Origin of the sequence: Cognatiluteimonas lumbrici, from assembly GCF_006476065.1 — a bacterium.
In the GTDB taxonomy this organism is placed as follows: Bacteria; Pseudomonadota; Gammaproteobacteria; order Xanthomonadales; family Xanthomonadaceae; genus Cognatiluteimonas; species Cognatiluteimonas lumbrici.
In genome coordinates this window covers 402,928-420,112 of sequence record NZ_ML636798.1, presented here as the reverse complement: position 1 = coordinate 420,112, position 17,185 = coordinate 402,928, and the positions used below count along the sequence as shown (strand labels likewise).

Annotated in this window: 18 protein-coding genes and 1 pseudogene; 10 read left to right on the top strand and 9 right to left on the bottom strand. The window is 71.9% G+C overall.

Going from position 1 to position 17,185, the window contains the following annotated elements:
- Position 1: 1 nt before the first annotated feature.
- The 4 genes from ubiM to E4F25_RS02060 all read right to left on the bottom strand — a co-directional run bounded on the left by ubiM (position 2) and on the right by E4F25_RS02060 (position 2,496).
- Positions 2-1,192: a 5-demethoxyubiquinol-8 5-hydroxylase UbiM gene (ubiM, locus tag E4F25_RS02075; RefSeq protein WP_140908610.1), complete on the bottom strand. Its 1,191-nt coding sequence runs from the start codon at positions 1,190-1,192 to the stop codon at positions 2-4.
- Positions 1,193-1,291: 99 nt separating this feature from the next.
- A complete protein-coding gene (locus E4F25_RS02070; RefSeq protein WP_140908609.1) occupies positions 1,292-1,633 on the bottom strand; it encodes a zinc ribbon domain-containing protein YjdM in 342 nt (113 codons plus the stop codon).
- A gap of 62 nt (positions 1,634-1,695) precedes the next feature.
- Entirely contained in the window at positions 1,696-2,208 is a 513-nt protein-coding gene (locus E4F25_RS02065; protein WP_140908608.1) for an MORN repeat-containing protein, read from the bottom strand.
- 15 nt (positions 2,209-2,223) lie between these two features.
- Positions 2,224-2,496, bottom strand: coding sequence for a DUF4189 domain-containing protein (locus tag E4F25_RS02060; protein WP_181168177.1), 273 nt, complete (start codon positions 2,494-2,496; stop codon positions 2,224-2,226).
- A gap of 130 nt (positions 2,497-2,626) precedes the next feature.
- Between E4F25_RS02060 and E4F25_RS02055 the strand changes: the two genes are divergently transcribed.
- The 7 genes from E4F25_RS02055 (at position 2,627) to E4F25_RS02025 (ending at position 10,181) form a co-directional block, all read left to right on the top strand.
- The gene (locus E4F25_RS02055; protein ID WP_140908606.1) at positions 2,627-3,121 is read left to right on the top strand and encodes an SRPBCC family protein; all 495 of its coding nucleotides are present in this window, start codon (positions 2,627-2,629) and stop codon (positions 3,119-3,121) included.
- A complete protein-coding gene (locus E4F25_RS02050) occupies positions 3,118-3,465 on the top strand; it encodes an ArsR/SmtB family transcription factor (protein WP_140908605.1) in 348 nt (115 codons plus the stop codon). The genes E4F25_RS02055 and E4F25_RS02050 overlap by 4 nt, the downstream gene beginning before the upstream one ends.
- Before the next feature lie 75 nt (positions 3,466-3,540).
- Positions 3,541-3,786 (top strand): DUF6522 family protein, encoded by a 246-nt coding sequence (locus E4F25_RS02045; protein ID WP_140908604.1) that lies wholly within the window; start codon positions 3,541-3,543, stop codon positions 3,784-3,786.
- 21 nt (positions 3,787-3,807) lie between these two features.
- Positions 3,808-5,418 carry a serine hydrolase domain-containing protein gene (locus tag E4F25_RS02040; RefSeq protein WP_181168176.1) on the top strand — a complete coding sequence of 537 codons (1,611 nt, stop codon included), beginning with the start codon at positions 3,808-3,810 and terminating at the stop codon, positions 5,416-5,418.
- Positions 5,419-5,443: 25 nt separating this feature from the next.
- A complete protein-coding gene (locus E4F25_RS02035) occupies positions 5,444-7,375 on the top strand; it encodes an alpha/beta hydrolase family protein (RefSeq protein ID WP_140908603.1) in 1,932 nt (643 codons plus the stop codon).
- 10 nt (positions 7,376-7,385) lie between these two features.
- On the top strand, positions 7,386-8,951 hold the full coding sequence (locus tag E4F25_RS02030; RefSeq protein WP_140908602.1) for an N-acyl-D-amino-acid deacylase family protein: 1,566 nt from the start codon (positions 7,386-7,388) through the stop codon (positions 8,949-8,951).
- A 30-nt stretch (positions 8,952-8,981) separates the two neighbouring features.
- Positions 8,982-10,181, top strand: a complete 1,200-nt coding sequence (locus E4F25_RS02025) for a PQQ-dependent sugar dehydrogenase (RefSeq protein WP_140908601.1) — start codon at positions 8,982-8,984, stop codon at positions 10,179-10,181.
- A gap of 7 nt (positions 10,182-10,188) precedes the next feature.
- On the opposite strand, the gene E4F25_RS02020 is transcribed toward E4F25_RS02025, so the two are convergent.
- Positions 10,189-10,497: a hypothetical protein gene (locus E4F25_RS02020; protein ID WP_140908600.1), complete on the bottom strand. Its 309-nt coding sequence runs from the start codon at positions 10,495-10,497 to the stop codon at positions 10,189-10,191.
- A gap of 152 nt (positions 10,498-10,649) precedes the next feature.
- Here E4F25_RS02020 and E4F25_RS02015 point away from each other — a divergent pair, with 152 nt between their 5' ends.
- Positions 10,650-10,904, top strand: coding sequence for a hypothetical protein (locus tag E4F25_RS02015; RefSeq protein WP_140908599.1), 255 nt, complete (start codon positions 10,650-10,652; stop codon positions 10,902-10,904).
- Here the strand turns inward: E4F25_RS02015 and E4F25_RS02010 are convergent.
- From E4F25_RS02010 to E4F25_RS02000, 3 genes are all read right to left on the bottom strand, one after another.
- The gene (locus E4F25_RS02010; protein ID WP_140908598.1) at positions 10,901-11,365 is read right to left on the bottom strand and encodes an FKBP-type peptidyl-prolyl cis-trans isomerase; all 465 of its coding nucleotides are present in this window, start codon (positions 11,363-11,365) and stop codon (positions 10,901-10,903) included. The genes E4F25_RS02015 and E4F25_RS02010 overlap by 4 nt on opposite strands.
- A gap of 142 nt (positions 11,366-11,507) precedes the next feature.
- Positions 11,508-12,062: a DUF3228 family protein gene (locus E4F25_RS02005; RefSeq protein WP_140908597.1), complete on the bottom strand. Its 555-nt coding sequence runs from the start codon at positions 12,060-12,062 to the stop codon at positions 11,508-11,510.
- On the bottom strand, positions 12,059-13,114 hold the full coding sequence (locus E4F25_RS02000; RefSeq protein ID WP_140908596.1) for a S66 peptidase family protein: 1,056 nt from the start codon (positions 13,112-13,114) through the stop codon (positions 12,059-12,061). Before E4F25_RS02000 ends, E4F25_RS02005 begins: the two co-directional genes overlap by 4 nt.
- 110 nt (positions 13,115-13,224) lie before the next feature.
- On the opposite strand from E4F25_RS02000, the gene E4F25_RS01995 reads away from it, so the two are divergent.
- Positions 13,225-14,472, top strand: coding sequence for a M14 family zinc carboxypeptidase (locus E4F25_RS01995; RefSeq protein WP_181168175.1), 1,248 nt, complete (start codon positions 13,225-13,227; stop codon positions 14,470-14,472).
- Between the two features lie 16 nt (positions 14,473-14,488).
- A pseudogene (locus E4F25_RS01990) lies at positions 14,489-14,859 on the top strand (glutathione S-transferase family protein); the annotation flags it as partial.
- Here E4F25_RS01990 and E4F25_RS01985 read toward each other — a convergent pair.
- Entirely contained in the window at positions 14,856-17,159 is a 2,304-nt protein-coding gene (locus E4F25_RS01985) for a hybrid sensor histidine kinase/response regulator (protein WP_140908594.1), read from the bottom strand. The pseudogene E4F25_RS01990 and the gene E4F25_RS01985 sit on opposite strands and share 4 nt — an antisense overlap.
- Positions 17,160-17,185 lie beyond the last annotated feature (26 nt).

The window sequence follows — 17,185 nt, the reverse complement described above, 5'->3', positions numbered from 1 at the left end:
ATCACCGCGCGCTCGCGTCCATCAGTTGCGCGGCGAGCAGGCGACGCAGCGGCGGCAGCGCACGCATGCCGCGCAGCACCGCGCGCCGCAGCGGCCGCATCGGCGCGCGGTCGTCGGTGAACAGGCGCACCACCAGCCCGGTGCCCGCGAACAGCGGCAGGCTGGCGCGACGATGACGCCGCTCGTAGTCGCGCAGCGCGGCCGGGTGCCCCGGATCGCCGTGGCTCGCCATCGCTTCCCCGACCGCCGTCGCCAGCCGCTCGACGCTGCCCAGGCCGAGGTTGAAGCCATGCGCGGTCACCGGGTGCATGCCCACTGCGGCGTCGCCGACCAGCGCGAAGCGCGGCCCGGCGAATCGCTTTGCCCAGGTCGCGACCAGCGGATAGCTGTGCACGCTGCTGGCCGGTTCCATCGTGCCGAAGCGCCCCTCGAACCGAGCCGCAAGCTCGTCGGCGTAGGCCCGGGGCGACAGCGCCAGCAGGCGCCGTGCCTCGGCGCCGGTGACCGTGAGCACGGCCGACGCGAGATGCTTTTCCAGCGGCAGGAACGCGCGTGTCTGGCCTTGATCGAACCACTCCCAGGCCACGCCGTCGTTGGCTTCGGCGTGGCGCACGCGCGACACCAGCATGGTCTTGCCGAAGTCGTGCATCGCCACCGGCACGCCGAGCGCACGGCGCGTTTCCGAGAACCGGCTGTCGGCGACCACCAGGAGCGGCGCGCGCAGCTCGCGGCCATCGACCAGCACCACCCTCGCGCTGCCGGCGTCGGTGGCGACCGCTTCGACTGCCGCCGCGTCGTGCACCGCGATCGCGTCGCTGTCGCCGACCGCCTGCCACGCCGCCGCGCGGATGCAGTGGTTGGACACCAACACCCCGAGGTGGGCCGCGCCGCCGCCGGCATCCACCTCGAAGCCCGGATGGTCGCCGTCGAGCACGCGCGCGCGGCGCAACGGCCCGATATCGGCGTCGGCGATCCGTTGCAGCACATCGAGCTCGCGCAGGATGCGAGTCGAAGCGTGGGTCAGCGCGATTTCGCGCCCGTCGAACGCGGGCGCCTCGAGTGCCGCGCGCGACTGGCGCTCGACCACGTCCACGCGCAGTCCGCGCGCAGCGAGTGCGAGTGCCGCGCACAATCCCGCAGGCCCGGCGCCGACGACCACGACGTCTCGCGGGGTGGATTGTCCAGGCTGCATGGCGGGCTCCTTCCGGGAAGCCGGCACATGCCGGCGCTGCATCTTCCCGCGCAGCCCCGGGGCCGCCCTTGATCCAGGTCAGGCCGCAGCGGCCCGCGCTCAGGCCTTGCGCAGGAAGCAGGTCTTGAGCACGAGGCCCTTGATCCTGTCCGAGTGGCCTTCGATGTGCTCGGCGTCGCCGTCGACCAGGCGGATGTTGCGGATCACGGTGCCCTGCTTGAGCGGGATCGAGCTGCCCTTGACCTTGAGGTCCTTGATCACGACCACGGTATCGCCCGCGGCCAACGGGTTGCCGTTGCTGTCGCGGACCTCGGGACCGTCGCTCTCGTTCTCGGAACCGGGCGCCCACTCGTGGGCGCAATGCGGGCACACCAGCAGCGTGCCGTCGGGATAGGTGTCGCCCTGGCCGCAGCGCGGGCAATCGGGAAGCGTGTCGTTCATGCCTCCATTATCGCCCATCCTCGCGCGCGGCCCCCGTTGCGCGGGGGCCGGCGCCGCTTGCCTCAGTCGACCTGCCGGTTGTTGCTCCAGCGGCCGTCGTACACCAGGTTGCCGCTGGTGTCGTAGTACTTGCCGTAACCCTCGAGCTTGCTGTTGCGCAGGTCGCCGACGTAGGTCTTGCCGCTGGCGAAGCGGTAGGTGCCCTGCCCGTGCATCTCCCAGTGCTGGAACTCGCCCTCGTAGCGCGCGCCGCTCGGCCAGGTGTAGACGCCATGGCCATGGAACGCGCCGTTGACGAAGCTGCCCTCGTAGCGCATGCCATCCGGGAAGGTGGCGACGCCATGGCCGTGCGGGACGCCGCCCTGCAGCGCGCCCTGGTACTCGAACTCGTCGCCCTCCTTGTCCGGGAAGCGCATCGGGCCGGCCTGCGGCGGGGCTTCTTCCAGCAGCACCGCCAGCGGTGCCGGCGTGGCCGAGTTGCAGGCCCAGGCCTGGTTCTGGGCCATGCGCCCGTTGCTGCGCGCCATCAGCTCGCGCTCGGCGATGTTCTCGGCGGCGGCGCGGGTGCCTGCCACCCCCCAGCCGTACGCCTAGCCGCCCTCGGTGACCGAGCGGTAGGCGCCGCAGCCGGCGCCCGACCACAGCAACACGACCCGGCAGCTGGTGCCGCCGGCCTTCTGGCACTCCTCGGTCGCGCGCCGGTCGGCGTCGACCTGGTTGCCATGATCATGCGCAAAACCGAAGTGGTAGCCCTGCACCTCGTCCACGGCCAGCGCCCCGTACGGCGTGTCCTGCGCCAGCGCCGCCGGTGCGACGGCCACGCCCAGCACGAGCGCGCCCAGAACGATCAAGTGCTTCCCCATGCAATGTCCCCTGTTGGTTGCCGGGCCCGCCATGGACCCGTCGCGGCTTTATATCCGAATCCCCGCCCGCCGTGGGGCTTGCATCGCACGCCCGGCGGCGCTACCTTAAATCGCAACCGGGAGGTTGCATATGACAAGCGCGAACACGATCGTGAAACAGGTGGTGCTGAAGGCGCCGCTGGAACGGGTCTGGCAGGCCATCGCCGACTCGGAGCGCTTCGGGCACTGGTTCGGCGCGGAGGTGGATGGCGCATTCGCGCCCGGCGCGCGGCTGCAGGCGAGGATCCGCCCGACCCGCGTGGACCCGGAGATCGCGAAGTTCCAGGAACCCTACGACGGCGTCGCGTTCGTGTTGCTGGTGGAGCGCGTCGAACCGATGCGGCTGCTGTCGTTCCGCTGGCATCCCGGCGGCACCGATGTCGGTCCGGATGCGCCGGACGACGAAACCACCCTGGTCGAGTTCGCGCTCGAGGAAACCGATGGCGGCGTGCGCCTGGCCATCACCGAGTCCGGCTTCGAGCGCGTGCCGCTGGCACGCCGAGCGCAGGCGATCCGCGACAACACCGGCGGCTGGGAAGCCCAGGCCGGCCTGATCGCGAAGTACCTGGCGCAGGACGACGCGTGAGCGCCAGGCCGCGCCGCCGCCGCGATCCCGCGGACGCCGCGCCGGTGTTCGCCGCGCTCGGCGATCCGGTGCGGCTGCGCCTCCTCGCGCGCCTGTCCGAGCACGGCCCCCTGCCCGTCGTGCGCCTGGCCGAGGGCACCGGCGTGACCCGCCAGGCGGTGAGCAAGCACCTGGCCACGCTGGCCGGTGCAGGACTGGTGTCCGGCGAGCGCCGCGGGCGCGAGCACGTCTGGCGGCTGCGTCCTCGCCGGCTGGATGCCGCCCGCCGGCAGCTCGACGCCATCGAGTCGCGCTGGGACGACGCCATCGCACGGCTGCAGGCGCTGGTCGAAGACGATGCCTGAGGTCCGCGCCGCCCGAGCGCCGCGCACCTGATCCAGGTCATGGCGGTCCATGGCCGCCCGCGCGATGCTGCGAGCATGGGAAGAACCATTCCGCTCGAGCTTGCGGGACCGCAGGAGATCGAAGTCGACGGTGCGCTGGTGGCGCGCGGCCTGGGCCTGCCGCCAGCGGAATTCCAGCGCCTGATGGACGACCGCAAGGTCACCGTGCTGTGCGAACGCGGCATCGGCGAGGACGCCGGCCTCTACCGCGCCACCTTCTATTACGACGGCCGCCGCGTGCGCCTGGTAGTGGACGCGGACGGCAACGTGGTGCACCGCTGACGGGGCGGCTAACATCGGGGCATGACCCGGACCGCCTCGCTCCCGTTTTTCCTGGCCTCACTGCTGATGCTCGTCGCGCCGGTGGCGCTTGCGGGCGATCCCGTGGCCACCGTGCGCGTGTCCTTCGACCGCGCCGGCGTCACCGATGTCGACGCGCGCGGCTTCGCCGACCGCGAGGCCGGCCGCGCGGTGACCGCCGACGACCCGGTGCGCATCGCCTCGATCTCGAAGCTGGTGACCGCGATCGGGGTGATGCGGCTGGTCGAGGCCGGCCGGCTCGACCTCGACGCCGACGCCGGCGAGCTGCTCGGCTTCCCGCTGCGCAACCCGGCCTTCCCGGACACGCCGGTCACGCTGCGCATGCTGCTCTCGCATCGCTCCAGCCTGACCGACGCCGCCGGCTACTGGCAGACGCCGCTGGGCGGCGAGCTGCGCACCCTCCTCGAGGACCAGCGGGCCTGGGACACGCAACATGCACCCGGTACCTGGTTCCGCTACACCAACCTCAATTTCCCGCTGGTGGCGCAGATCATGGAGCGCGCCACCGGCGAGCGCTTCGACCGGATGATGGAGCGCCTGGTGCTGGCACCGCTCGGGGTGGAGGCCTGCTTCAACTGGGCCGGTTGCGACGACGCCACGGCGGCGCGCGCGGTGGTGATCTACGACGGCGACGGCGCGCCCGCCAAGGACGACCTGCACGGCAGCCGCCCGGACTGCCCGGTGATCGCGGCGGAGGACGGCAGCTGCGACCTCGCGCAGTGGCGCGCCGGCGAGAACGGCGCGCTGTTCTCGCCGCAGGGCGGCCTGCGCATCTCCGCCAACGGGCTGGCGCGCATCGGCCGCATGCTGCTCAACGGCGGCGAGCTCGACGGCGTGCGCCTGCTGTCGCCCGCATCGGTGCGCACGCTCGCGACGCCACTGTGGCGGTACGCGCCTGGCGACGGCCTCACCTACGAGGAGGACACCGGCGACCTCGGCACCGGCTTCTTCTGCCGCTACGGCCTGGCGATGCAGACGCTGGCCACCCCGGTGGAGGGCTGCCGCGACGATCCCTTCGGGGACGGCATCGCGCGGGTCGGGCATTCCGGCTCCGCCTATGGCCTGCAGTCCGGGCTGTGGCTGGACCTGGAAGGCGGCACCGGCGTGGCCTGGTTCGCGACCGGCATGCCGCCCGAACGGCTGGGCGGGCGCTCGGCGTTCAGCGCCGTCGAGGAAGAACTCGCGCGCGGCGGATCGCCGCTCGCCGACTCCTGCGTGGCCGCGCTCGAGCGGCACGCGGCCTCCACCCTGCCCGACGGGCACGAACGCATCGCGGCGCTGGCGCCCGAAGCCGAGGCCGGCCCCGCGCGCGACCACGCTCCGCTGCTCGACGTCACCGGCGCGCTGGTGCACGCCTCCGCGCATCCGGAACACATGGGGCTCGCGGTGCGCGACACGGCGGGCGACCACGTGTTCGTGTTCGACATGGACATCGGCAACCAGCCGGCGCACGACGAAGCCATGGGCCTGGTCGGCACCTCGCCCACCGCCACCGTGCGCGTGCTCGGCAGCGCCATCGCCGCGCCGGATGGCGTGGACAATTTCGATGCCGCGGCCTGCCGGGTGGTATACCTGTTGCCGTCGGCGGACTGAGCCGAAGCCGGAGGGGAGCCGGATGATGCAGTGGACCAGGGCCGCGCTGGCGGTCGTGCTTGCCGTGTCGACGTTGCCTGCGCAGGCGGCCGAGCCGGTGCCCGTGGAGGCATTCGCCGCCGCCGCCAAGGTGAGTTCGCCGCGACTGTCGCCGGACGGCGCGCACATCGCGGTCTCGGTCAACCTTGGCGAAGGCAACTACGCCATCGTGGTCTACCAGGTCGCCGACATGAAGCAGACCGCGTTCCTGCGCATGCCGCGCTACGAACTCCCGGTCCAGACCTACTGGGTCAGCGACAGGCGGCTGCTGGTGGCCAAGGGCCGCATGATCGGCTCGCGCGAGAAGCCGCTACCCATGGGCGAGATCATCGCCACCGACTACGACGGCAGCAACCAGACCTACGTCTACGGCTGGCAGCAGTCCACCCGTACCCGCGGGATCGGCCGCGGCTACGGCTACATCGACGGCCTGCCGGCGACCCCGAACGACCACTTCTACATGCGCCGCCTGTCGCACGACAGCGATCGCTCGATGCTCTACGACGTCGACACCGTGCGCGCCACCCACCGGCTCGTCGCCGACATAGGCGTGCGCGACCTCGCGTTCGTGCTCGACCCGGCCGGCGTGCCGCGGTTCGCCTGGGGGACCGACAACGAGAACCACCACCTGCTGTACGAAGCCAACGCCGAAGGCAAGGACTGGCAACCGGTCCCGCCCGCGCGCGTCGGTGGCAAGTTCACTCCGTTCGCGCTGACCGGCGCCGGCGACGCGGTCTACGCCCTGCTCAGCGTCGACGGCGGTCCGGCCTCGCTGGTGAAGAGCGACCTCTCGGGCGGAACGCGCACCGTCCTGGCGAGCGACGCCTTCGGCAGCGTCGGCGACGTCGAATGGAATGCGGAACTGCAGCCGTTCGCCGCCACCTTCATGCACGGCGTTCCGCGGATGGTCTACTTCGACCCGGAGTCGGAGGACGCGCGCGAGCACCGGATGCTGGCGCAGTCCTTCCCGGGCATGTACGTCACGTACGCCAACCACACCTCGGACGGCAACCTGTCGCTGCTGTACGTGTACAGCGACCGCGATCCCGGCGCCTGGTACCTGTACGACCGCAGGCAGGCCAAGGTCTCGCTGCTGTTTGCCGCGCGCGAGGCGATCGACCCGGCCCGCATGGGCGAGCGCCGCTACTTCCGCTTCAAGGCCAGCGACGGGATGGAGCTGGACGGCTACCTGACCCTGCCCGAGGGCGTGCAGGAGCCGCGCGACCTGCCGATGGTGCTGCTGCCGCACGGCGGCCCGCACGCCGACGGCGACCGCTGGAGCTTCGACACCGACGCCCAGTTCCTGGCCAGCCGCGGCTACCTGGTGCTGCAGGTGAACTACCGCGGCAGCCTCGGGCGCGGCTACGACTTCGAGGAGGCCGGGTTCCAGCAGTGGGGCACGCGCATCCAGGACGACCTGCTCGACGGCGTGCGCTGGGCGATCGCGCAGGGCTTTGCCGACGCCGACCGCATCTGCGCGTACGGGGCCAGCTTCGGCGCCTACTCGGCGATGATGACCGCCGCGCGCGCGCCTGAACTGATCAAGTGCGCGGCGGGGCTGTCCGGGTTGTACGACCTCGAGGTGTTCACCAGCAAGAGCGACGCCGCCTCCTACGCCGCCGGCCGCAACTATTTCGCGCGCACGGTCGGCAGCGACCCGGCGACGCTGAAGGCCAATTCCCCGACCGGGCTCGCGGATCGCATCCGCGCACCGGTGCTGCTCGCGCACGGCGAGATCGACAAGCGCACCCCGTACTCGCAAGCCGTGGCGATGAAGCAGGCGCTGGAACGGGCCGGCAACGCACCGGAGTGGATGGCCGTGCCGGGCGAGGCGCACGGGTTCTACAAGGACGGGAACAACGCCGAGTTCTACCGGCGCCTCGAAGCGTTCCTCGCAAAGCACATCGGCAACCGGTAGCGGAGGCGGCATGGCGGGCTGGAGCAGGCGCGAATTCCTCGGGGCGGTGGCGGCAGGCGGGGCCTGCGCACTGGTGCCGCTCGGACTGGGAGGATGCAGATCCGCGCCGGCGGGCGGCCTGCTGCTGCGCGACGTCCTGTTGGTGGACGGCAGCGGCGCGCCGGCGCGCAACGCCGACGTGCTGGTGCGCGACGGCCGCATCGAGCGGATCGGGCGCATCCCCGCTGGCGACGCGCGCGGCCTGCGCGTGGTCGAGGGCGGCGGGCGCGTGCTGGCGCCGGGTTTCATCGACCTGCACACGCATGGCGACCCGCTCGAGACGGCCTATACCCAGTTCCTCGCGATGGGCGTGACCACCGTGCTGCTCGGTCAGGACGGCGGAAGCCCGTCGCTGCCCGACAAGGGCCGTGAACCGGAGAGCCTGCCGGCCTGGATGGACGCGGTCGCGCAGGCCACGCTGGACGTCAACGTGGCCACGCTCTCCGGGCACGGCGCCTTGCGCCGGCGCGCCGGCATCGACGACGGCACCCGCCGGCCTTCCGATGCGCAGCTCGCGCGGCTGCAGGCGATCCTGGAGCACGACCTGCGCAGCGGCGCGTTCGGCATGTCCACCGGCCTCGAATACGTTCCCGGGCGCTACGCGGAAACGCGCGAGCTCGCCGGCCTCGGCCCGGTGATCGCGCGCGCCAACGGCGTCGCCATGAGCCACATGCGCAACGAGGACGCCGGCGACGTGCGCGAGTCCATCCGCGAGCTGGTCGCCGCCAGCGGTCCCGCGCGCGCACACGTGTCGCACCTGAAGATGGTCTACGGCAAGGGCGTCGAGGAGGCGGAGGCGCTGCTGGACTTCATGCAGTCGCTGCGCACGCCGGCGCAGCCGCTTACCGCCGACGCCTACCCCTACGAGGCGAGCTACACCGGCGTCGCGATCATGTTCCCGGAGTGGGCGCTGCCGCCGAGCGACTACGACGAAGTTCGCGCGGCGCGCCACGACGAACTGCGCGCCTGGCTGCAACGGCGCATGGAGCAGCGCAACGGCCCGGAGGCGCTGCTGTTCGGTACCGGCCCGCACGCCGGCAAGACCCTGGCACAGGTTGCCGCCGAGCGCGGCCTGCCCTACCCCGACCTGCTGCTCGAGATCGGCCCCGGCGGCGGCCAGGCCGCCCACTTCGTGATGGACCGGGCACTGCAGGACCGCTTGCTGCTCGATCCAAAGGTGGCGCTGGGCAGCGACGGCTCCCCGGGGGGCAGCCACCCGCGTTCCGCCGGCACCTTCGCGCGCTTCATCGAGGAGTTCGCGGCGAGCGGGCGGCTTGCGCTGGAGGAAGCGGTGCGCAAGGCCACCGCGCTCCCGGCATCGATCCTCGGCCTGGCCGATCGCGGCACGATCCGGACGGGGGCCAGCGCCGACCTGGTGCTGTTCGATCCGTCGAAGGTGCGTGCCCGCGCGGACTACGTGGATCCGAAGGCCTGGGCGGAAGGCTTCGACCTGGTGGTGGTCAACGGCGAGCCCGCGTTCGAGGCGCGTGAAGCGGTCGGGCGCCCGGGCAGGCTGCTGCGCCGCGCTGGACTATGATCCGCTGACCCCCACGCCGGAGGCAGGCCCATGCGCCAGCTCCTGAATGCGTTGTTCCTCGGAACCGTGGTCGCACTGACCGCCTGCGGTGGCCCGTCGGGCGAGAACGGCGATGCCCCGCAGCCGGCGCCCGCCGGCGACGCGAATGCCGCGGATGCACCGCGCGACCCGTCACGGGGCGAAGGCTTCGAGACCGCGGAAGTCGCCAGCTTCGACCACCCCTGGGCCATGACCTTCCTGCCCGACGGCCGCCTGCTGGTGACCGAGATGGGCGGCCGCCTGAAGCTGTTCGACCCGGCCAGCGGCGCCATCGGCGAAGTCACCGGCGTGCCGGAAACGCGTCGCGCCGGCCAGGGCGGCTTCGGCGACGTGGTCCTGCATCCCGGCTACGCGGGCAACGGGCTCGTGTACATCAGCTACGTCGAAGTCGGCGACGGCGGCCTGCTCGGGTCCGCGGTCGCGCGCGCGCGGCTGGCGCTGGACGAGGCCGGCGGCGGCGCGCTGGAAGGCCTCGAGGTGATCTGGCGCCAGCAGCCCAAGCTGGACGGCAACGGTCATTTCGGCCAGCGCATCGCCTTCGGCCCCGACGGCATGCTGTGGATCAGCTCCAGCGAGCGCCAGCACTTCGACCCGGCGCAGGACATGGGCACCAACCTCGGCAAGATCGTGCGCCTGCACGACGACGGCCGCGTGCCCGCCGACAACCCCTTCGCCGACCAGGGCGGCGTGGCCGCGCAGGTGTGGAGCCTGGGCCACCGCAACGTGCTCGGCCTCGCGTTCGACGCCGACGGGCGCCTGTGGGCGCACGAGATGGGCCCGAGCGGCGGCGACGAGCTCAACCTGATCGAGCGCGGCGCCAACTACGGCTACCCGATCGTCTCCAATGGCGACCACTACGACGGCCGCGACATCCCCGACCACCACACCCGCCCCGAATTCCGCGCGCCGGTGGTGAGCTGGAACCCGGTGATCTCCCCGGCGGGCCTGGTCTTCTACGACGGCGACCTGTTCCCGGCGTGGCGCGGCGACGGCTTCATCGGCGGGCTGTCGTCGCAGTCCCTGGTGCGCATCGAGTTCGACGGCGACAGCGCGCGCGAGGCCGAGCGCTTCGACATGGGCCGGCGCATCCGCGAGGTCGAACAGGGCCCGGACGGCGCCCTGTGGCTGCTCGGCGACGGCAGCCGCGGCGGCGACGGCGCGCTGCTGAAGCTCACGCCCGCCGGCGCCTGAGCGCCGGTCACAGCCACTCGCAGGGAAGCGCGCGCACGAGGATTTCCTCCTGGCGGAAGCGCGCGGCCAGCGCGCCCGAGAAGCGCTTCCACCACGCGCGGTCGAGGGTCTCCGCCATGACCTCGACCAGGACCAGCTCGTCGCGATGCACGTCCTCCTCTCGGTTCTCCCACAGGCCGGTGGCCGGGGCCCGCTGGTAGGCGGTGACCCCGCCGAAGGCGTCGGTCAGCTCCGTGCGCACCGCCCCGTACATGGCCGCCGGGAACGGCTTGCCTGCGTTGTCCCTGAGCGGGAGGAACAGCTGGACCAGGTGCATCGGCGCGACTCCGCGGCAGGCTTGCCGAGCCGGAGTCTAGACAGGGCGATGCGTGCGCCGGATGACGACGTCGCGGCCCTTGAAAACCACCAGGCCATCACCTAGATGTTGCACTGCGACTCCCCCTTCCAACCAATGTCGTGGAGCAGGACATGGACAACTGGCGCGACGAACTGGGGGCCATCAAGGCCCGCCTGGCGGTACAGCACCTGGCCCTGCGGGCGCTGGTCCGCAGCCACCCGGACCCGACCGCGGTGCTCGACGAATGGCGCAAGCTGAGGGCCGATTCCGTGGCCGCGGCCTACGCCCTGCCCACGGAGATGCGCGAATGGCTCACCGACCAGGTGCACGCGTTCGCCGAGGAGTGGACCGCGGAACTGACCCGGGCGGCCGCCGCGGAAACCTAGGCCGCGACGCGGCCTTCGGCCTTTTCCTGCTCGGAGGCTTCGCGCACGTCCACCACCGACACGTCGAAGTGCAGGGTCTTGCCGGCGAGCGGGTGGTTGCCGTCGATGCGCACGGTCTCGTCGCCCGCCTCGACCACCGTCACCAGCAGCGGGCCGCGCTCGCTCTGCGCATGGAACTGCATGCCGGGCTCGACCTTGTCCACGCCCTGGAACAGCTCGCGCGGCACGTCCTTGACCAGCGCCGCGTTGTGCTGGCCGTAGCCTTCCTCGGGCTCGACGTCGACCTTGATCGAGTCGCCAGCCTGCTTGCCGGACAGCGCCTTCTCCAGGCCCGGGACGATGTTGCCGGCGCCGTGGAAGTAGCTCAGCGGCTGGCTCTCCGGCGACTTGTCGATGACATTGCCGTCGTCGTCGGTGAGGGTGTAGTGGATGCTGGCGACGCGCGCGTCGGTGATCTCCATGGGGAGTCTCCTGGAAGGAATGAAGGGAGGTGGTGGCATTGGACAGGCATCGGCGTACCCACGATGCGAAAGGAGCCACCCCGCCACGATAACGACTGCACCGTACGCGCGCAAACGCGCGGCGTCATGCAGCTACGCCCGTTCAGCCGCGCCAGTTGGCGTGCGTACGCCAGAACTCGACCGCGCGCCGGTAGGCCTCGCGGTCGATCGGCACGCCGGAACCGCCCTCCTCCACGCCGAGCGCGTTGCGCATCATCGTGATCGGCGCCATCGGCGTTTCCTCCGGCTCCATCGTGTACATGCAGCCGACCACGCCCCAGTCGGCGTCGATCGCGGTGCCCTCGCGCGCGAGCTGCTCGCGGTCGTAGAGGATGACCACCAGGTACTCGGCGACCGGCGGCTCCAGGCCTTCGAACCAGCGCACCAGCACCGGCAGCTCGTCGTCGGTGCGGGCCTCGTAGTCGGAACGCAGCAGGTGCCGGTTGTCGTCGGTGATCGGGACCGCCAGGCAGCGGGTCGAGGTCCAGTTGCGGTGCACGTGCAGCTTGCAGAACGGCGCGTAGCCGTCGAGCACCTTCAGCGGGGCGTGCGCGTTGATGTGCCGCTCGAACTCCTCCGGGGTGATGTCCTGGATGGTGTTGCGGCGGTTGGCGCGGAACAGGCGGCTGCGCGCGAACTCGGTGAGGACGATGCTCATGCCGCGAACACCGGCTCGAGCATGCGGAAGCTGCCCGCGTCCGCGTCCATTTCCACCAGGCCGCCGACGGGCACGATGAACTGCTCGCGGATGTGCCCGATCATGGCGCCGCGGTAGGCGGGTATGCCCAGCGGAAGGATGTGGTCGTCGAAGATCTGGTCCAGGGTCAGCGAACCGTAGCCGCCGCCCGGATCGCAATCGCTGCATTCGCCGAAGATGAAGCCGGCGATGCGGTCCAGCGCGCCGGACAGCTTCAGCGTGGTCAGCATGCGGTCGATGCGGTAGGGCTCCTCGTTGACGTCCTCCAGGAACAGGATCGCTCCGTCGAAGGCGGGCATGTAGCGCGACCCGGACAGGCCCGCCAGCACCGCGAGGTTGCCGCCGACCAGGGGCCCGCGCGCCTTGCCGCCGGCGATCGTGAGCGTGCGCCGGCGGCGCGGCACCAGCTCGTCGCCGGCATCCACCACGTTGCGGTACTCCATCAACTCGCGCGCCAGGAACAGGCGCCGGAACTGGTCGGCGTTGAAGCGGTTCCAGCTGCTGCTGGCGCCGGGGCCGTGGAAGGTCACCAGCCCGGTGCGGGCGAGGATGCCGTTGAGCAGGGCCGTGGTATCGGAGTAGCCGAGCAGCGCCTTGGGATTGGCGCGGATCGCGTCGTAGTCCAGCAGCGGCAGCAGCCGCGCGGCACCGGAACCGCCGCGGACGCAGACGATCGCCCTGACCTCGTCGTCGGCGAACATGGCGTCGAGGTCGCCGGCGCGCTGCGCGTCGGTGCCCGCGAGGTGGCCGTAGCGCGATGCGTAGTGCGGCGCGGCCTTGACCTTGAAGCCGAGCGCTTCCACGGTTTCCGCCGCGACCTGCAGGGTGATCCGTTCGGCGGTCGCCGACGAGGGGCTGACGAGGCCGACGGTGTCGCCCGGAGAAAGCGGGACGGGCAGCAGCGAGCCCGGTCGTTGCCCGGCAGGCGCGGCCATTGCAGCACTACCGCCGCCCGCGACCAGCGACAAGCCGGCGGCCAGCGCCGCGCTTCCGATGAACTGACGTCTGTCCATGCCGTGCCCGACTGTACACTGCAGGGGCTGTCCACGGGAGACACCGGATGCATCGCCTGCTCGCAACGTTCCTTGTCATGATGGCCCTCGCACCCATGCCGTCAACCGCAATGCCGCAAGCACCCGCCTGGCTCGCCGAACTCGATGCGCTCTACGACGCGAATATCCGCGTCGAGGGCCTGGAGGACCGCCGCTTCCAGCCGGAACAGTGGTGGAACGTGGCCGCGCCACTGGCGAACGCGGCGGACGGCTTCGCGGTGGAGGAGATCGGACGCAGCGTCGAAGGCCGCCCGTTGCGCCACGTGCGCTGGGGCCAGGGCCCGACGCCGGTCCTGCTGTGGTCGCAGATGCACGGCGACGAGAGCACCGCCTCGATGGCGCTGGCCGACCTGTTCCGCTTCCTCGGCGAGCACCCGGACCACCCGCTGGTGCAGCGCATCGGCGCGGGGACCACCCTGCACTTCCTGCCGATCGTGAACCCGGACGGCGCGGCGCGCTTCCAGCGCCGCAACGCGCAGGGCATCGACATCAACCGCGACGCGCGCGCCCTCGCCTCGCCCGAGGCGCGTGCCCTGCACGAGCTGCGCGAACGGCTCCAGCCCGCCTTCGGTTTCAATCTGCACGACCAGAACGTCGGCACCCGCGTCGGCGACAGCGGGCGCGGTACCGCCATCGCCCTGCTCGCTCCCGCCTACAACGAGGCGCGCGAGGTCAACGCGTCGCGCGCCCGCGCGATCGAAGTCGCGGTCGCGATCCGCGCGGTGCTCGAGCCCTACATCGCCGGCTACATGGCGAAGTGGGACGACACCTTCAACGCGCGCGCCTTCGGCGACCTGACCCAGCAGGCCGGCGTGTCCACGATCCTGATCGAGTCCGGCGGCATCGAGGGCGACCCGCAGAAGCAGCAGCTGCGCAAGCTCAACTTCCTCGCCCTGGTGGGCGCGCTCGACGCCATCGCCACCGGCAGCCATGCCGGCCTGCCGCACGCGCCCTACGAGGAATTGCCGGAGAATGGGGACACCTGGCCGGACCTGCTGGTCACCGGGGGCACGCTGGCCGTGCCCGGGCAGCCGCGGGCACACGTGGACGTGATCGTGGACTTCGAGCAGCCGCTCCTGTGGCGCGAGGGCCGCATCCGCGAGGTAGGCGACCTCGCGGGCCGCAATGCGCGGCGCACGATCGACGCCACCGGGCTGTACATCGTGCCCTTCCACCCGCCCGGCCCCACCGCCGGCCGCGGCACGCCGGCGTTCGGGACCGGCACCGCCGCGCATTTCCACCTCAGCCGGGATCCGGAAGGCCGCGACGTCGTGTGGACGCTGGCCGGCGACATCGATCCGGCGCAACCGGCACCCTGAGCCCGGAGGGCGACACCGCGCCCGCGCCATCGCCTGGATGTTCGCGGCGCTCAACACGGTCGAACCGCCGATCGTGGAGCTGAGCATGGCGCACGTGCTGGAGCGGAAGGAGCCGTGGTACGAGGCGCGGCTGCCGATGCTGCAGGAGCGGGTCCGCACACGCCTGCGGCAGCTCTCGGAGCGGCTCGGCACGGCCGAATGGCTCGACGGCGGCTTCAGTGCGGGCGACCTGATGATGATCGGCGTGCTGCTGCGCCTGGGCGGCCACGGCCTGCTCGAGGAGTTTCCGAACGTAGCGGCCTATGTCGCGCGCGGCGAGGCACGCCCGCCTACCGGCGTGCTTTCGAGGCCCAGCGCGCGGTCTTCGAGGCCAGCGCCCCGGGCTAGCCCGCCAGCTCCAGTTGCCGCTGCAGTTCGTCGATGTCGGCCGGCTTGACCATGTGGTGGTCGAACCCGGCCGCTCGCGACGACGCCTGGTCCTGCGCCTGGCCGTAGCCGGTGAGCGCGATGAATCGCACCGGGCGCTCGCCGATGCGGTCGCGCAGCTGCCCCGCGAGTTCCAGCCCGGTGATGCCGGGCATGCCGATGTCGAGGATGAAGGCATCCCAGTCGGAACGGGTGCCGACCAGCGACAGCGCCTGCGGACCATCGTGCGCGACCACGGCCTCGTGCCCGAGCAGCCGCAACGCCAGCGCCAGCATGTCCGCGGCGTCCACGTTGTCGTCCACCACCAGAACGGTCCTGCCGCGCGTCGCTCGCGGATGTTCCTGCGGCGGCTCCGGCGCGCACGGAGCGGTCGCGCTGCGCGGCAGCACCACCGTGAACGTGCTCCCCTGCCCGGCCCCCGCGCTCTGCGCGGTGACCGTTCCGCCGTGCGCCTGCACGATCCTGCGCACCAGCGCGAGGCCGATGCCGAGCCCGCCCTGGGCCCGGTCCGGCGCGCGCGCCGCCTGCGTGAACAGGTCGAACACCACCGGCACCAGGTCCGGCTCCATGCCGATGCCGTTGTCGCTGACCCGGAACGTCACCTGCTCGGCGGTGCAGTAACAGGCCAGTTCGATGCGCCCGCCCGGGGCGGTGTACTTGGCCGCGTTGGTGAGCAGGTTGACCACCACCTGCACCAGCCGCGACTGGTCGCCGAGCACGAACGCCGGGCAGCCGTCCGGGACCCCGGCCAGCGTGTGCCCGCGCGCCCGCAACAGCGGCGCCACCTGCTCCGCGGCCAGGGCGAAGACCGTGCGCATGTCCACCGGTTCGCGCGCGAACACCACCAGCCCGCGCGTCACCCGCGACACGTCGAGCAGGTCGTCCACCAGGCCGGTCATGTGCTCGACCTGGCGCTGGATGGTGTCCGCGACCTGGTGCACGCGACGCGCGTCCCCGGGCTCGGCCCGCAGCAGCTGGGCGGCGGTGCTGATGGGAGCGAGCGGGTTGCGCAGCTCGTGCGCGAGCATCGCCAGGAACTCGTCCTTGCGGCGGTCGCCCTGCTCCAGCGCCTCGATCATGCGGCGGCGCTCGGTGATGTCCAGCAGGGTGCCGATCATGGTGCGCGCGCCGGCGCGCGTGCCGAGCCCCTGCTGGCTGGCCCGCCCGTGGCAGGCGACCCAGACCACGGTGCCGTCGGGATGGCGCAGGCGGAACTCCTCGGAGACGGCGCCCGTGCCCTCCGGCGACAGCGCGCCGCGCAGCACCGACACCACCCGCGACCAGTCCTCGGGATGCACGCGCTTGGGCAGGTCGCGCAACTCGAACGCGGTGCGGCCCGGCGGCGCGCCGCAGATCCGGGCCGCGCGCGCGTCGATCTCCAGCCGGCCGGTGTCCTCGTCCAGCGTCCAGGTGCCCAGCCGCGCGACTTCGAGCGCAAGCGCATTGCGCTGTTCCGACAGGCGCAACGCGTCCTCCGCACGCTTGCGGTCGGTGATGTCCAGCGACGCCCCGAGCAGCCCCACCACGTTGCCGCCCGCGTCGCGCATCGGTGCCTTGGTGGACAGCCAGATGGCGGGCGTGCCGTCCGGACGATGGATCACCTCCTCCACCTGCTCGGCCACCCCCGATTGCATGATCCGGCGATCATTGGCCATCACCCGGTCGGCCTGCGTCCTGTCGGCGATCAGTTCGCGGTCGGTCTTGCCGATGAAGCCTTCGGGCCCGACCCCCAGCAACTCCGAGACGCCGCGGTTGCCGATCACCAGGCGGCCCTCGCGGTCCTTGGCGTAGACCACGCCTGGCACCGCTTCGATGACCGTCTGCAGCAGCGCGTGGGCCCGGTCGCGCTCGGCCGCGATGCGGCGCCGTTCGCCGTCGTCGAGCAGCACGCCCGGGAACCGCACCGGCCGGTCCTGGTCGTCCACTTCGACCCGCCCGCTGGCGACGATCCAGTCGTACTGCCCGTCGGCACGCCGCACCCGGTAGTCGCAGCGGTAGCGGCCGCCGCGCGCGAGCGCCTCGTCTACCGCGGCCGCCACGCGCTGCTTGTCTTCCGGGTGGATGGACTCGAACAGCACCTGCAGCGGCAGCCCTTCGCGGATGGCGTCCGGATCCAGGCCGAAGCTGTGCGCGAAACGCTCGTCGGCGATGAAGCGGTCGTCGGGGATGGTCCAGACCCAGGTACCGACGATCGCGCCGGCGTCGAGCGCCAGCTGCAGTCGTTCGGCGGCCAGCGCCGCGTCGCTGAAATCACCCCCCATCAATCCAGCCTCGTCCTGCGTCGCTC

Excerpts from the sequence above, each read along its gene's own strand:
- E4F25_RS02000 (WP_140908596.1), bottom strand. The coding sequence starts at position 13,114 with ATGGACAGACGTCAGTTCATCGGAAGCGCGGCGCTGGCCGCCGGCTTG.
- E4F25_RS02025 (WP_140908601.1), top strand. The coding sequence starts at position 8,982 with ATGCGCCAGCTCCTGAATGCGTTGTTCCTCGGAACCGTGGTCGCACTG.
- E4F25_RS02005 (WP_140908597.1), bottom strand. The coding sequence starts at position 12,062 with ATGAGCATCGTCCTCACCGAGTTCGCGCGCAGCCGCCTGTTCCGCGCC.
- E4F25_RS02020 (WP_140908600.1), bottom strand. The coding sequence starts at position 10,497 with ATGCACCTGGTCCAGCTGTTCCTCCCGCTCAGGGACAACGCAGGCAAG.
- E4F25_RS02055 (WP_140908606.1), top strand. The coding sequence starts at position 2,627 with ATGACAAGCGCGAACACGATCGTGAAACAGGTGGTGCTGAAGGCGCCG.
- E4F25_RS02060 (WP_181168177.1), bottom strand. The coding sequence starts at position 2,496 with ATGGGGAAGCACTTGATCGTTCTGGGCGCGCTCGTGCTGGGCGTGGCC.
- E4F25_RS01995 (WP_181168175.1), top strand. The coding sequence starts at position 13,225 with ATGCCGCAAGCACCCGCCTGGCTCGCCGAACTCGATGCGCTCTACGAC.
- E4F25_RS02045 (WP_140908604.1), top strand. The coding sequence starts at position 3,541 with ATGGGAAGAACCATTCCGCTCGAGCTTGCGGGACCGCAGGAGATCGAA.
- E4F25_RS02040 (WP_181168176.1), top strand. The coding sequence starts at position 3,808 with ATGACCCGGACCGCCTCGCTCCCGTTTTTCCTGGCCTCACTGCTGATG.
- E4F25_RS02030 (WP_140908602.1), top strand. The coding sequence starts at position 7,386 with ATGGCGGGCTGGAGCAGGCGCGAATTCCTCGGGGCGGTGGCGGCAGGC.
- E4F25_RS02070 (WP_140908609.1), bottom strand. The coding sequence starts at position 1,633 with ATGAACGACACGCTTCCCGATTGCCCGCGCTGCGGCCAGGGCGACACC.
- ubiM (WP_140908610.1), bottom strand. The coding sequence starts at position 1,192 with ATGCAGCCTGGACAATCCACCCCGCGAGACGTCGTGGTCGTCGGCGCC.
- E4F25_RS02010 (WP_140908598.1), bottom strand. The coding sequence starts at position 11,365 with ATGGAGATCACCGACGCGCGCGTCGCCAGCATCCACTACACCCTCACC.
- E4F25_RS01985 (WP_140908594.1), bottom strand. The coding sequence starts at position 17,159 with ATGGGGGGTGATTTCAGCGACGCGGCGCTGGCCGCCGAACGACTGCAG.
- E4F25_RS02015 (WP_140908599.1), top strand. The coding sequence starts at position 10,650 with ATGGACAACTGGCGCGACGAACTGGGGGCCATCAAGGCCCGCCTGGCG.
- E4F25_RS02035 (WP_140908603.1), top strand. The coding sequence starts at position 5,444 with ATGCAGTGGACCAGGGCCGCGCTGGCGGTCGTGCTTGCCGTGTCGACG.